The following is a 13,207-nucleotide window of genomic DNA, read 5'->3' on the forward strand; positions in this document are numbered from 1 at the left end:
GATTAAAAGCGAAAAGAAAATCGCTTGTCAATAAATAAATCCAATTGAATTATTAATTCGCTATGGCATGCTGGTTGAAAATCAGGCATAGGCCGATGGTCGGGAGGAGTGGCCAATGGCATCCCTGGAAGGCCCGGTGCACGCACCGGCCCAACCGCCAATATTGAACCCCGCCGGGGGCGCGAACCAGATCCGGGTGCGCGCCTACAACGAGCGGCTCGTGCTTTCGCTGGTGCGCCTCTACGGCGCGCTGTCGAAGGCCGATATCGCGCGCCGCAGCGGTCTATCGGCGCAGACGGTTTCCGTCATCATGCGGGAGCTTGAGAGGGAAGGTCTGCTTTCGCGTGGCGCCCCGGTACGCGGCCGTGTGGGGCAGCCTTCGATCCCGATGCATCTCAATCCGGATGCCGTCTATTCCTTCGGCGTGAAGATGGGCCGGCGAAGCGCCGACCTGGTGCTGATGGATTTCGTCGGCAATATCCGCATGCAGCTGCACAAGACCTACGCCTATCCCCTGCCCGGCGATTTTCTCGATTTCATCGTATCAGGCATTGCCGAGCTCGAGGGACGGCTGGATGCGCAGCAGCGCGGACGCATTGCCGGTATCGGCATCGCCGCCCCCTTCGAGCTCTGGAACTGGGCCGAGGAAGTCGGTTCGCCGCCCGGCGCCATGGATGTCTGGCGCGGCTTCGACCTGCAGGGCGAAGTAACGAAGCGGGTTTCCTATCCCGTCTTCCTGCAGAACGACGCAACGAGCGCCTGCGGCGCCGAGCTCGTTTTCGGCGTCGGCCCCTCCTATCCCGATTTCGTCTATTTCTTCATCGGCTCGTTCATCGGCGGCGGCATCGTCTTGAACTCGGCGATCTTTTCCGGCCGCACCGGAACGGCGGGCGCCATCGGCCCCCTCCCCGTGCGCGGCAAGAACGGAGAGACACTGCAGCTGCTTGAAATCGCTTCGATCTTCGTCCTCGAAAACATGTTGCGCGAGCGTGGCATCGATCCCGAGCCGCTCTGGTATTCCGCCGACGACTGGGTCGATTTCGGCGAGGCCATGGAGCTCTGGATCCAGGATTCAGCCAAAGCGCTAGCGCAGGCGATCGTTGCGGCCGCCTCGATCATCGACTTCAGCGCCGCCGTCATCGACGGGGGCTTTCCGGGCTGGGTGCGCGAGCGGATCGTTCGGGCGACGATGCGTGAAGCCGAAAAGCTCGACCTCCAGGGCGTCGTCATGCCGGAGATCATCGAGGGCGCTGTTGGGTCGCAGGCACGCGCGATCGGCGGGGCGAGCCTTCCGATCTTTGCGCGCTATCTGACCGATCAGAACGTGCTGTTCAAGGAGATTGAAAATGCTGAAGGGGCTTGATCCGCTCTTGAGTCCGGAACTGCTTTCGACGCTGCGCGCCATGGGCCACGGCGACGAAATCGCCATCGTCGACGGCAACTATCCGGGCGTCGAACACGCCCGCCGGCTGATCCGGCTCGACGGCCATGGCCTGATCCCCGTCCTGGACGCCGTGCTCAGCGTGCTGCCGATCGACGATTTCGTGCCCGAAGCAATCTTCCGCTCGACGGTCAAGGCAGAGCGCGACAAGCTCGATCCCGTGCATGAGGAAATGATCGACTGCTGCGCCCGCCACGAACCACACCGCGCCGTCACGCCACTGATCGGCCAGGATTTCTACGGCCGCGTCCGTGCCGCCCACGCGATTATCCAGACGAGCGAGCCACGGCTCTACGCCAATATCATTCTGCGCAAGGGCGTAATTTATCCGCAGACTGCGGACCAGCATGGCAACGCCAAAGGCAAGAGCGATCCTTTCGAGTATTGAGGTCATTTGCGATGCGTTGCAAACTTCAATAAAGTAGCTACATTAAATTCATGAAGATCGTCTGGGACGAGCCGAAGCGGCAGTCAAATCTTGATAAGCATGGATTTGACTTTGCCGATGTCGATGAGCTCGACTGGCGCCGCGCTGTTATCGAGGTGACCAAGCCTGACGCCGAGGGCAAACAGCGGATGAAGGCAATTGGCTACTATCGTGATGGGACAGCCGTTGTGATTTTCGCGACGCTCGGAAATGAAGCCATATCCGTCATCAGCTTTCGAAAGGCTAACGCGAAGGAAAGGAGCAAGCTTGAATGGCCAAAACCCTAAAGACATTTCAGCCCGGCCGTGGCTACTCCAAGGATGATTGGGACGCCGTCGATTCACCACCACTGACGGACGAAGAACTTGCCGCCATGCGTCCCGCGCAAGACGTTTTGCCCAAAGCATTTTTCGATGCAATGGACGAGCACCGGCGCGCACGCGGCCGGCCACCGATCGAACATCCCAAGAAGCAGATCACACTGCGCATTGACGAGGATGTCGTCGCGAAATTCCGTGAGAGCGGCAAAGGCTGGCAAGGACGAATGAACGCCGCCCTGCGGAAAGCTGCCGGGCTCTGAGCCCGGCATTATTCCTTAGATCTCACCCGCCTGCGGACCCCAGACATCGGTCAGGGCGAAGCCGCCCGGGTGCGGGTCGAAGGGGTCGAGGGCGACCTGTGAGAGGCCGAAGGTGAAGCCGCGGCCGGTGATGGTCGGGATGATTGCCGGGCGGCCCGCGACTTCGGTGACGGACTGCAGGCCGACTTCGAATTCCGAGCCGATGATCGAGCGCGACGTGAAGATGTCGCCGGGCTTTGCCTTGCCGCGCGCATGCAGGGTGGTGAGGTTTGCCGAGCTGCCGGTGCCGCAGGGTGAGCGGTCGGCGCGGCCGGGCCACATGGTCGTGCAGGTGCGCACGGCACCATCCGGCTCGATATCGCGGAACATGACGTAGGCGACGCCCGAGATCGCCGGGATTTCAGGATGGACGACCTGAATGTCGCGGTTGATGATGTCCTTTAGAACCATGCCGGCGCGGACCAGCTCGGCGGCATTGGACTTCTCGATCTTCGAGCCGATCTGGCCGACATCGACGAGCGCATAGAAGATGCCGCCGTAGCAGAGATCGACTTTGATCTTGCCCCATTCTGGCGTTTCGACCTCGACATCGAGCTCGTGAACGAAGGCGGGAACCATCGTCAGGCGCACCTTCTCGCAGCGGCCGTCGCGGCAGGTGGCGACGGCCTTGACGAGGCCGGCGGCCGTTTCGAGCGTGACGACCGTTTCCGGTTCCTTCATCTCGACGATACCGGATTCAAGCAGCGCGGTCGTGACGCAGATCGAATTCGAGCCGGAGCTCGCATGCGCCTGATCGGGCTGCAGGATGATGAAGGCCGCATCGGCATCCGGATGCTTGGCGGGCAACAGGAGATTGACGGAGCCGATCGGCGCGCCGCGTGGCTCGAGGCAGAGGAAGCGGCGAAGCTCGGTGCCCTTGGGATCGGTATTCAGCCAGTGCAGCTGGGCAGCCACGGTTTCGCCGGGGATCTTCGGCACACCGCCAATCGCGACCTTGCCGATTTCGCCTTCGCAATGAACGTCCAGAAGCTGGATCGTGCGCTTCCATCTCATCTGCCTAGTCCTTCCAATGCGAGCTCAGGCTCGTCATGCAAATCAATATCTATCGATGCGGAACGGCTTCATGTCGATCGCCGGCTTCTCTCCGGAGACCATATCGCCGATCAGCTGCGCCGTCGTCGCTGCCAGCGTCAGGCCGAGATGGCCGTGGCCCGTCGCATAGAACACGCCGGGGACCTTCGACGAGGCAGAGATAACAGGGATCGTGTCCGGCAAGGCCGGGCGATGGCCCATCCACTCGCTGGTGTCCTCGACCGTAAGGCCGGGAAGCACGCGCTGTGCATGGCGTACCAGAACACGCGGGCGACGGAAATCGGGCGCGGCATCAAGACCGGCGAGTTCGACATTCCCGCCGATGCGGATGCCACCTGCAGTCGGCGTGACCATGAAGGCGCGGTGCGGCCAGATCACCGAATAGCGCATGGAAATGCCGGGCTGCATGATCTGCGTGTGGTAGCCGCGCTCGGTTTCGAGCGGGATCGGCTCGCCTAGTTTTTCGGCGAAATCACGAGTGCGTACGCCGGCTGCCAGGATGACGGAGCCCGCTTCAATGCGCCCGCCGTTTTCGAGAACGACCACCGAGGCGCCGTCGCCCTTGCGCTCAACCGTCCGAACAGCGCCGGAGACAAACTGCGCACCGGCCGCCTCAGCCGCGGCTGCAAGCTTGACGACCAGCTGATAGGGATCGCGGATCGACTTGTTGTCGGGCAGCAGCACCGCCTTGGCAACCTTGGACGACAGCGTCGGCTCGTAGTGCTGGATCGCGCCGCCGTTCAGCACTTCGAACTCGAAGCCGTAGCGCTGCATCATCTCGATATGACCGCGGTCGCCGGCAAATTCGGCTTCCGTCTCGTAGATCGCCAGGCAACCTTCATCGGTCATCAGGTCAGGCGCGCCGATCGCCGAGAGCATGGTGCGGAAATCGCCGAGCGCGCGGCCGGTCAGCAGCATGCCGGCATCCTCGATCTCGCGCAGGCGCGATGGGCGGCCCGCCGCGATGAAGCGCAGGAACCAGGGCAGCATCTTCGGCGCATAGGACGGGCGCAGCCAGACCGGGCCTTCCGGATCGAGCAGCCAGCGCGGGATCTTCTTCCAGGTCGTGGGGCCGGAACCGGCCGCAAAATCGAGCGCGATGCTGGCCATATTGCCGTAGGAAGTGCCGCGACCCGGCTCGCCCTTGTCAATCAGCGTTACCTGGAAGCCGCGCCGCTGGAGCTCGAATGCAATCGAGGCGCCGATCACACCCGCGCCGACCACGGCAACCGTTTGCTTCACATTATCCGTCATCGCGCCATCCATTCCCATCGGCGCCCTGGAGATCGCCGTCAAAGGACGTGATATATCAGATCAATCCACTTGCCTATGGGAATTTTTACTGGCTCGGCAGCCCGGCGCCGACGCTGTCTCCAACGGAGCCGGCGGTATTTTCGACAGACTGGCCGAGCCGCTTCAGCTGCGCATCGTAATTGCGCCGGGTGCGCGGATCGAAGATGGCGATCGGCGTGCTGACGGCGACGCTCGCGGCACTGCCGACAGTCTGTGCAGCACCGATGGCGACGGCACCGACGGCTTCGCCCAGGCCGACATTCGAATCCGTAATTGTCTGTCCCGCAATTAACCGATCACCGATCAGCTTCACCACTTCGGGGCTCTCAGCGAACTTGCCGTGGTTCAGGCGGTCGCCGCCCTTGAGCTTGGTAAGATCGAGCACTGTGATGCCCGCCGCTTCGAGTTTGCTGCGGTAAGGCTCGACCGAGGGATCGATCTGGCCGAGGCGATCGACATTGCCCGAGATGCGGCGCGACAGGGCAAGCGCCCGGTCATCCCGTGAGACGAAGATGGTGAAATGCGGCTTGTCCTTGCCGAGGCTGACAAACTGGCGGCCGAAGACATCGACATCGAGATCCGGCGACGCCAGGATGACATTGTTGATCTTCGGGGCCACGCGTCCATCGCGGATCGCCATCTGCCGCAGCGCCTCGACGGTCAGCCAGGTGCCCATCGAGTGCGCCATGATCGTTACGTCGCTGACGGCAGGGTTCTCGGCGGTACGGCGCAGCAGCTCTTCCAGCGCATCGCGGGAATAGTTGGTGCTTTCCTTGTCGTAATTATAGTCGAAGATCGAGCCGCGCGACGGCCAGGTGAAGACGACGGGCGCGACGTCGGCATGCGAGTCGTGAACGATCTGCGCGAAGCGGTAGACCGCATCCTCATAGAGATTGTTGAAGCCGTGAACGAAAATCAGCACCCGGCGGCTCTTCGGCATATGGCCCTTCAGCCAGCCCTCGCCCGCCTTCTCGCCCTGCAGCGGATCGACAGAGACGGTGACGAAATCACGCAAGGGATCGGCGGGCAACCGCTTCGGCCACTGGACTTGGCCGACCTTGCGATTGGCATCCGGCGGGATCGAGACATCGACGGCATTGACCATCAGACCGGTGCCGCGCTCGCCGGAGAACAGAACGCCCGGATCGGTATCCGGTGCACGGGTGGTCGCGACCAGCAGATTGACCTGAGAGGTGCCCGGCTGCGTCGCGCCTACGGGGGTCATGACGCCGACGGCGCGGCCACCGCAGCCGGTCAGCAGAAAGGCTGCAAGCGTCATCGCAGCAAGCGTCTTTTGCATCGCCCCTGATCCGCCGAGCATGCCATCTCCCCGTTACTGCCGGCAGTCCGGCCGCCCGCCAAATAAGACGGCCAATGCAGCGGAGTCAAATAAGGCAGGCCGATCGCGTCCGGGTGAAACTTTATCTTCGTCTTGTCCGTTCTTCACCCAATACTCATGGATAGATGGACGGATGCAATGAAGGCTATTCTGATCGCCCTCGCCTCGGCGGCATTGCTGATGCCGTCGCTCGCGCATGCGGAGCGGCTGGCGGAAGACGACATCCGCCGCGATATTATCGGCAAGACGATCTATCTCGCCACACCGCTCGGCGGCGAGCTGCCGCTCAACTATCACACATCGGGCGCCGTCGACGGCAGCGGCAAGGCGATCGGTCTCGGCCGCTACTTCAAGCCAAGCGATACCGGCAAATGGTGGATCCAATCGGACCAGCTCTGCCAGAAATTTCAGACCTGGTACAAGGGCGCACCGATGTGCTTCCAGCTGGAGCGCGCCGGCCCCGGCAAGGTGAAGTGGACGCGCGACAACGGCGAGACCGGCGTGGCGCGGATCGGCGACTGATTTTCAAGGACTGAAATAGAAAAGAGCTCGGTGCGGGAGGAGGTGCACCGAGCTCTTGATCTTGACTGGCAACTGGGAGGAGGAGTGTTACCAGTCTTCGTAAGAGCGCTGGGAGGAGGAGTGCGCTGCTTACGGAGATATAGATACCCCATTCATTTGGTCGGGAATAGGGTTATTACCGCAACGCAGCAATGCATCATTCGCATAGCTATCTGTCGCATATTTGCGAAGTCGCCTCATTTTGCAGCAATTTTAATCAACCGGTCAAATTCCTGACCGATTTTCGGCCGGATGCGGGGCATGGCGACGGTTGCCGCCACACCTTTCGTCACAATATCAGGCGGCCTTGAAAAGCTTCTTGCCCTCGGCATCGAGAGCAGCGAACTCGTCATCCGACAGCGTGATGCCGACAGCGGCAACGTTTTCTTCCAGATGCTTGACCTTCGAAGTGCCGGGGATCGGCAGCATCACGGGGCTGCGCTTCAGCACCCAGGCAAGGGCGATCTGGCTCGGCGCCGCATTGTGCCTCCTGGCGATCGTATCGAGCAGCGAGCCCGGCTTGGCGAGGTCGCCGGCGGCGAGCGGATACCAGGGGATAAAGCCGATATTGTGCTTTGCCGAATAGTCGAGCACATCCTCGCTGGTGCGATCGACCAGATTATAACGGTTCTGGACGGTGGCGACCTTGAAGTATTTCGATGCCGCTTCGATGTCGGCGACGGAGACTTCGCTCAAACCCGCATGGCGGATCAGACCAGAGGCCTGCAGCGACTTGATGGCATCGAACTGCTCGCCGGCCGGGACCTTCGGGTCTATGCGGTGGAGCTGCCAGAGATCGATCCTGTCGACGCCGAGATTGCGCAGGCTCTTGTGCACCTGCTGGATCAGATATTCCGGACGGCCGACCGGAAGCCAGATATTCGGGCCATGCCGGGTCAGGCCGCCCTTGGTGGCGATGATGGACCCCTTGCTGTAGGGATGAAGCGCTTCCTTGATCAGCCATTCGGAAATGTCGGGGCCATAGGAATCGGCAGTGTCGATGAAATTGACGCCGAGTTCCGGAAGGCGCTTCAGTGTACGAATGGATTCGGCATGATCGGCGGGCTGGCCCAGATACCGTCGCCGGTGACGCGCATGGCGCCGAAGCCGAGGCGGTTGACCTCAAGATCGCCGCCGATCTTGAAGGTGCCGGATTGTGCAGCATTCAAAGCGGACATGGTCTTTCCTCTCTTATCGATGCGTGAAAACAATCAAAACGGACGAGAGGCAGCAGCCGGAGCTGGCCGGACATCCAAATGCGCACGACTCGGCAATTCCGTTTCCGGCGGCAAGGCAGAGCAGTGCTGACGATAGATGGGCAGCGACCATGTGCGGGGCAATATGCTGCCCTCGTCAGCCGGCACGTTTTTGAGAGGTGTTGGGGCGCCTACACGGTCTATTGATCGTAGACGGCCCGATAGCCTTCCGACGAGGCGCAGGCGGTGTAGGCACGGCGCGCGGCACTCCGCGAGACCGCCTTGCCTTCATCCTCATCATACTGACCGCTGATCTGCGAGCGTTCCTTGTAGAGCCGCATCGATTCGTCATAGGCCGCATTGCCCTCCCCCATGCACATCGCATGCGCGACAAAGGAGGGATTCGTAGGCGTACCAACAGGATAGAGAACCGGAGAATTGGCACGATCGACGCAACCGGCAAGCAAAGCCGCCATACCGGCGACCGAAACCACAACCAACCCACTTGCCTTCATTGCATTCTCTCCTGCGCGCGAAGATCTCGCAGATACCGCCTGAAGATTGCGCGAAGCTAGGCTGGAGCGCAGACACATCACAAATCAATAAAATTCAAATCGCGGCCACTGGCGCAATAAAAATCGACAGTCTCGGCACGCTTTACTTTGTCATACAGATTTTTCTTTATCTGAATTTAGATAACTCGAATTTTAATCAAATCTAAACGACAAATACCCTAAAATCTTGGGGCCATGATATTTGGAAAATCTTTCATTTGAACAGCCCCCATATGAGGAACCAATGATCAAGTTTGTAAAGCGTCTATTCAGAGACGATTCTGGCGCCACCGCAATTGAATATGGTCTTATTGCAGCGCTCATTTCCGTCGCACTGATCGCAGGCGCCTCAAGCCTCGGCAACTCGATCAACGCCACCTTCGGCGGCGTATCTACCAAAATGGCGAATGCGACGAGCGGTCAATAAACACTGCGACAGCCCCCACGAACGACTCGCCCGCTGTCATGCGCGGCGAGTTATCTCGAAGACCACCTGATCCGAATGATCCGCCAGACGCGAGGATGTCATTTTCCACGGCGCAGCGTCAAACGTGCGCTTCTAGCTTCGGTCTAAATTTAGATGAGAAGAGAGAGTGGCGCACCCGAAGAGATTCGAACTCCTGACCCCCAGATTCGTAGTCTGGTGCTCTATCCAGCTGAGCTACGGGTGCGTCTCGAAGCGGCTGAACCGCTTGCGTGGCGATCCTCTAAAGGGTCCTCCGGGGGAATGCAATAGGGTTTGTGAAAAAATCGCGACTTTCGTTCCGCAGAGCTGATCTGCGGAATTTGCATTACTTTTCAGCGTGGCTGCGGGAGCGGTAATCGTCCAGGGAAACCGGGCGATCCGGGATCTCGATGCGGAATTGCGTGCCGGCCGCGGGTTTTTCCACAAGCGCGATGGTGCCGCCGTGGGCGAGCACCAGCTCGCGGGCGATCGTCAGGCCGAGACCTGTGCCGCCGGAGCGGGCAGAGCCGCGGAAGGCCGTAAAAAGGTTCTGACGCGCCTTCAGCGGCATGCCGGGACCGGTATCGTCAACGATAATACTCACGACGCTGCCGACACGCTGGCCGGAGACAGTGATTCGCTTGATCCCATCCATTCCAAGCTCGCCCGGCATCATCAGCGCCTGCAGCGCATTGCGGCAGAGGTTGTGGATGACACGGAAGAGCTGCTCGCTGTCGCCATCGATTTCGAGATCAGTCGACATCTGCTCGACGAACTCGACGCCGCTTGCCGGATCGATCGCCAGCATGTCGCGAACATCCTGGGTGAGCTCATAGAGCCGGATGCGGCGGCGGCGCGGCGCCGATTCGCTCGCCTGGCCGTAAGAGAGCACTTCGGTCGTGTAGCCGACGGCGCGGTCGATGGTTCTGAGCAGCTTCGGCGCGAAACTCTTGACCATGGGGTCATCGACATCGACGAGGCGGTCGGACATCAGCTGAGCCGAGGCCAGGATGTTACGCATGTCATGATTGATCTTCGAGACGGCAAGGCCGAGTGCGGCAAGGTTCTTCTGCTGCTTCAACGTCTTCTGCAGTTCCACCTGCATCGCGGTCAGATGGCGCCCGGCAACGGCCAGTTCGTCGCGGCCACCCTCGCCGACGAAGACGTTCTGCGGATTTTCGGGATCGGCGGAGAAGTCCTGCATGCTGCCGGTCAGATTGCGGATCGGCCGGATGAGAATGCGGTTGATGACAAAGAAGACCAGCGTTGCCGTGAACAGCGAGATCAGGATCGACAGCAGGAGAACGTTGCGGGCATAGACGAACATCGCATTGCGCAGCGCCCGGTCCTTCATGACCACTTCAACCCCGGTCGCGGTATCGCCGACAGGGCCATAGACGCGGATCATCCGGTTACCGCCGAAGATCAGCGTATCCAGGGCATCGCAAATGGCGCTGACGGGCGTCACCTTGGTCAGATCATATTGCTCGTCGACGGATGTCGGCATCTCGCTCATCGCCAGCAGGCGGGAGGTGCCTTCCTTGCGCAGAACGATCGCCTTGGTGCCGGTCGCTTCCAGCGTTTCCTTCTGGACGGAGCGCGGCAGCTCCACCGGCTGCAGGCCATCGATGACGATCGCGGCGGCGGCAGCTGTGTTCAGCTTGTCGTCCAGCCAGCGGATACGCATGCTGGCGATCGAGGGGAAGAAGATCAGCACTTCGGCGAGCATGATGAACAGCACGATCATCCAGAGCAGCTTGCCCGAGAGACCACTGAGCCACCCTGCCGGGCGTTCACCGCCAGCAGCCATCGTTACATTTGCTGAAATTCCGCTTTGATCTTGCACCGGCATCGCTGTTTCCGTTCGGCGCAAGCGCCTGCGAGGCAGAGACTTATATTAGACGGATTATTTTGCACTTTCAAATCTTCGCGAGGCGCGGCAGTTCGTCACAAAAGAAAACGCCGCCCGGAGGCGGCGTTTCCTGAATTCGAGCGCGTCTGGCGATCAAAACTCTTCCCAGCTCTGCTCGGCGACCGCAGCATTGCCGTTGAAGGCACGGGCGACCGTGTTCATGGCACGGCGGGCCGGCGAAGCGACCGGGCGATGCTCTTCGCGGCGGGCAACAGCGACCGGAGCCGCAGCATGGTTCGACACCTTGAAGCGCGAGATTAGGCGCACCAGGCCGTCGGCCTCTGCCGAGAGCTTGTGGGTCGCAGCCGAGGTTTCCTCGACCATCGCGGCGTTCTGCTGGGTCACCTGGTCCATCTGGTTGACGGCGGTGTTGACTTCCTTGAGGCCGGTCGACTGTTCTTTCGCCGCAGTTGCGATCGAATGGATATGGTCGTTGATGGCGATGACGCGGGTCTCGATTTCGGAGAGCGCCTCGCCCGTTGCCTGCACCAGCTTGACGCCGACATTGACTTCATCGCCCGACTTGGTGATCAGCGCCTTGATGTCCTTGGCGGCGGTTGCGGAGCGCTGCGCCAGTTCGCGGACTTCCTGTGCGACGACCGCGAAGCCCTTGCCGGCTTCACCGGCACGCGCTGCCTCGACGCCTGCGTTCAGAGCAAGCAGGTTGGTCTGGAAGGCAATTTCATCGATCACGTTGATGATCTGGCTGATTTCGCGGGATGCCTGCTCGATACGGCCCATGGCGTCGACAGCATTGCGGACGACGACACCGGAGGCGCCGGACTTGTCCTTGGCTTCGGAGACCATGACGCTGGCTTCCTGGGCGCGTTCCGTCGAGTTCTGGACGACCGCGGTGATCTCATCGAGTGCGGCAGACGTCTCTTCGAGTGCGGCAGCCTGCTGTTCTGTACGCTTCGACAGGTCGTCGGTCGCAACGCGCAGTTCGTTGGTGTTGCCGTTGATCGCTTCGGTGGTTTCGCGAACTTCGCGCATCGTCGTCTGCAGGGTGACGAAGGTGCTGTTGACGTTCTGCTGCAGTTCGGCAAAGGCGCCCTGGAACTCGCCGCGCATGGTCTGCGTCAGGTCGCCCTCAGCAAGGCTTGCAATAACGCGGCGGGTTTCGTTGACACCGCTATCAACGCTCGAAAGCAGCGAGTTGATGTTGCCGGCAAAGTGGTTGAGGCTGTCGTCCTCGTAGTCCTTCTCGATGCGGCGGCTGAAATCGCCCGCAGCAGCGGCGGCGACGACGACGGACATGCTGGACTGCAGGTCGTCGCTCTTGGCACGCATCGCGGCTTCCTGAGCGTTCATGCGCTTTACCGCGAGACCGTTCTGCTTGAAGACAGCGACAGCAGCGGCCATGTCGCCGATTTCGTCCTGGCGGCCGGCATAAGGCACTTCGGCGTCGAAATTGCCATCGGCAACTTCCTTGATCGCGGTCGTGACCTTCTTGATCGGATGGCTGAGGTGGCTGGTGCCAATGTAGAAGCCGAGGCCGACGCCAGCGGCAATGCCGAAGGTGGTGATGGCAAGCACGAGCCAGAAGATGGACTCACGGAACGCCTCGATCTCGTCGTCAACGGCATCGAGTTCGGCCCGGTCGGTCTTGACGATGGCGTCGATCTCGGCCTGGAAGGCCTTGCGGTTGGCGCGGTTGGCGTCGTTGTTGCCCTGATCGTTTGCGGCAGCCGGGCTCACTTCAGTACCAAGACGAGCGGTCTCGGTTCGGAAGGTGCGGAATTCCTTGGAGCGATCGACGAGCTTGCTGAAGGTATCCTTCTGGCTATCGGGCACGAGCGGCGCCCAGCTGGCGATAACCTTGTCGATCTCGTCGAGATCGGTTGCAATGCCCTTGGCGAAGGGTGCGACGTCCTTGACGTCCTTGGCGGCGTAGATGCCGCGGGCTTCCATGACGACAGCCGTCACGAAACGGTTCAGGCGCTCACCGGCATAGGCGCGGCTGGAAGCGCTTTCATATGCGGTCAGCTTATTGTTGTATTCGTTCATAGCGAACAATGCCGTGGCGCCGATAACGAGCGCAACGCCGGCCATCACGCTGACCAGCAAATTGATCTTTCCACGAATTTTCAAAGTATAGTCTCCCTGGGGGTGAAGAGAGCCTGGAAAGCAATTTCCCAGCCGATGAACAAAATATCGGCGAAATTTCTTAAAGTTATGTTTCGGATTTTAGTTGTTCCGACTACAAGAAATGATCCCTATTATTCCGGAACGCAGCACGATTTTCGCAAAAATTGCAGGCGTTGCGGCCGAGACACCGGAAAATCGTAACGGCAGCCACACATCTTCCGCAAAATTCAACCTTTCCGGGCCTTGCCGTAGTCGTTAACACCAATGTGCGACTTTTTG

Annotated in this window: 12 protein-coding genes, 1 tRNA gene and 1 pseudogene; 6 read left to right on the top strand and 8 right to left on the bottom strand. The window is 60.6% G+C overall.

Translation table 11 applies throughout. The features are described from left to right. The first annotated feature begins 115 nt into the window (after window positions 1-115). Genes F2982_RS07200 through F2982_RS07215 form a run of 4 tightly spaced genes read left to right on the top strand, consistent with a single transcriptional unit; the run spans window position 116 to window position 2,448 of the window. Window positions 116-1,363 (top strand): ROK family transcriptional regulator, encoded by a 1,248-nt coding sequence (locus tag F2982_RS07200; protein WP_199626081.1) that lies wholly within the window; start codon window positions 116-118, stop codon window positions 1,361-1,363. Continuing rightward, window positions 1,347-1,829, top strand: a complete 483-nt coding sequence (locus F2982_RS07205; protein ID WP_025555520.1) for an RbsD/FucU domain-containing protein — start codon at window positions 1,347-1,349, stop codon at window positions 1,827-1,829. The genes F2982_RS07200 and F2982_RS07205 overlap by 17 nt, the downstream gene beginning before the upstream one ends. 50 nt (window positions 1,830-1,879) lie before the next feature. Continuing rightward, window positions 1,880-2,155, top strand: a complete 276-nt coding sequence (locus F2982_RS07210; protein ID WP_199626080.1) for a BrnT family toxin — start codon at window positions 1,880-1,882, stop codon at window positions 2,153-2,155. Then, window positions 2,140-2,448, top strand: coding sequence for a BrnA antitoxin family protein (locus F2982_RS07215; protein WP_025555372.1), 309 nt, complete (start codon window positions 2,140-2,142; stop codon window positions 2,446-2,448). The genes F2982_RS07210 and F2982_RS07215 overlap by 16 nt, the downstream gene beginning before the upstream one ends. Window positions 2,449-2,463: 15 nt before the next feature. Here F2982_RS07215 and F2982_RS07220 read toward each other — a convergent pair whose 3' ends face one another. From F2982_RS07220 to F2982_RS07230, 3 genes are all read right to left on the bottom strand, one after another. Next, window positions 2,464-3,501, bottom strand: a complete 1,038-nt coding sequence (locus tag F2982_RS07220; protein ID WP_199626079.1) for a proline racemase family protein — start codon at window positions 3,499-3,501, stop codon at window positions 2,464-2,466. A gap of 42 nt (window positions 3,502-3,543) precedes the next feature. After that, window positions 3,544-4,794 carry an FAD-binding oxidoreductase gene (locus tag F2982_RS07225; RefSeq protein WP_203429670.1) on the bottom strand — a complete coding sequence of 417 codons (1,251 nt, stop codon included), beginning with the start codon at window positions 4,792-4,794 and terminating at the stop codon, window positions 3,544-3,546. Between the two features lie 85 nt (window positions 4,795-4,879). Next, window positions 4,880-6,154: an alpha/beta hydrolase gene (locus tag F2982_RS07230; protein WP_112713629.1), complete on the bottom strand. Its 1,275-nt coding sequence runs from the start codon at window positions 6,152-6,154 to the stop codon at window positions 4,880-4,882. Between the two features lie 156 nt (window positions 6,155-6,310). Here F2982_RS07230 and F2982_RS07235 point away from each other — a divergent pair, with 156 nt between their 5' ends. Next, window positions 6,311-6,694 (top strand): hypothetical protein, encoded by a 384-nt coding sequence (locus F2982_RS07235; RefSeq protein WP_025555417.1) that lies wholly within the window; start codon window positions 6,311-6,313, stop codon window positions 6,692-6,694. 336 nt (window positions 6,695-7,030) lie between these two features. Here F2982_RS07235 and F2982_RS07240 read toward each other — a convergent pair. Then, window positions 7,031-7,911 (bottom strand): annotated as a pseudogene (locus F2982_RS07240) (aldo/keto reductase). A gap of 218 nt (window positions 7,912-8,129) precedes the next feature. Next, complete coding sequence (locus F2982_RS07245) at window positions 8,130-8,444, bottom strand: hypothetical protein (RefSeq protein ID WP_112713633.1); 315 nt, start codon at window positions 8,442-8,444, stop codon at window positions 8,130-8,132. Between the two features lie 283 nt (window positions 8,445-8,727). Between F2982_RS07245 and F2982_RS07250 the strand changes: the two genes are divergently transcribed. Further along, complete coding sequence (locus tag F2982_RS07250; protein ID WP_130279169.1) at window positions 8,728-8,910, top strand: Flp family type IVb pilin; 183 nt, start codon at window positions 8,728-8,730, stop codon at window positions 8,908-8,910. A gap of 167 nt (window positions 8,911-9,077) precedes the next feature. Here F2982_RS07250 and F2982_RS07255 read toward each other — a convergent pair. The 3 genes from F2982_RS07255 to F2982_RS07265 all read right to left on the bottom strand — a co-directional run bounded on the left by F2982_RS07255 (window position 9,078) and on the right by F2982_RS07265 (window position 12,931). Then, window positions 9,078-9,154 (bottom strand) — tRNA-Arg (locus tag F2982_RS07255). A gap of 120 nt (window positions 9,155-9,274) precedes the next feature. Further along, window positions 9,275-10,780, bottom strand: a complete 1,506-nt coding sequence (locus F2982_RS07260) for a HAMP domain-containing sensor histidine kinase (RefSeq protein WP_203429671.1) — start codon at window positions 10,778-10,780, stop codon at window positions 9,275-9,277. Between the two features lie 153 nt (window positions 10,781-10,933). Continuing rightward, window positions 10,934-12,931 carry a methyl-accepting chemotaxis protein gene (locus tag F2982_RS07265; RefSeq protein WP_203429672.1) on the bottom strand — a complete coding sequence of 666 codons (1,998 nt, stop codon included), beginning with the start codon at window positions 12,929-12,931 and terminating at the stop codon, window positions 10,934-10,936. Window positions 12,932-13,207 lie beyond the last annotated feature (276 nt).

The organism is Rhizobium sp. BG4 (assembly GCF_016864575.1).
Lineage (GTDB): Bacteria > Pseudomonadota > Alphaproteobacteria > Rhizobiales > Rhizobiaceae > Rhizobium.

Coding starts and splice junctions, on each gene's coding strand:
- F2982_RS07200 (WP_199626081.1), top strand. CDS start 116: ATGGCATCCCTGGAAGGCCCGGTGCACGCACCGGCCCAACCGCCAATA.
- F2982_RS07205 (WP_025555520.1), top strand. CDS start 1,347: ATGCTGAAGGGGCTTGATCCGCTCTTGAGTCCGGAACTGCTTTCGACG.
- F2982_RS07210 (WP_199626080.1), top strand. CDS start 1,880: ATGAAGATCGTCTGGGACGAGCCGAAGCGGCAGTCAAATCTTGATAAG.
- F2982_RS07215 (WP_025555372.1), top strand. CDS start 2,140: ATGGCCAAAACCCTAAAGACATTTCAGCCCGGCCGTGGCTACTCCAAG.
- F2982_RS07220 (WP_199626079.1), bottom strand. CDS start 3,501: ATGAGATGGAAGCGCACGATCCAGCTTCTGGACGTTCATTGCGAAGGC.
- F2982_RS07225 (WP_203429670.1), bottom strand. CDS start 4,794: ATGACGGATAATGTGAAGCAAACGGTTGCCGTGGTCGGCGCGGGTGTG.
- F2982_RS07230 (WP_112713629.1), bottom strand. CDS start 6,154: ATGCTCGGCGGATCAGGGGCGATGCAAAAGACGCTTGCTGCGATGACG.
- F2982_RS07235 (WP_025555417.1), top strand. CDS start 6,311: ATGAAGGCTATTCTGATCGCCCTCGCCTCGGCGGCATTGCTGATGCCG.
- F2982_RS07245 (WP_112713633.1), bottom strand. CDS start 8,444: ATGAAGGCAAGTGGGTTGGTTGTGGTTTCGGTCGCCGGTATGGCGGCT.
- F2982_RS07250 (WP_130279169.1), top strand. CDS start 8,728: ATGATCAAGTTTGTAAAGCGTCTATTCAGAGACGATTCTGGCGCCACC.
- F2982_RS07260 (WP_203429671.1), bottom strand. CDS start 10,780: ATGCCGGTGCAAGATCAAAGCGGAATTTCAGCAAATGTAACGATGGCT.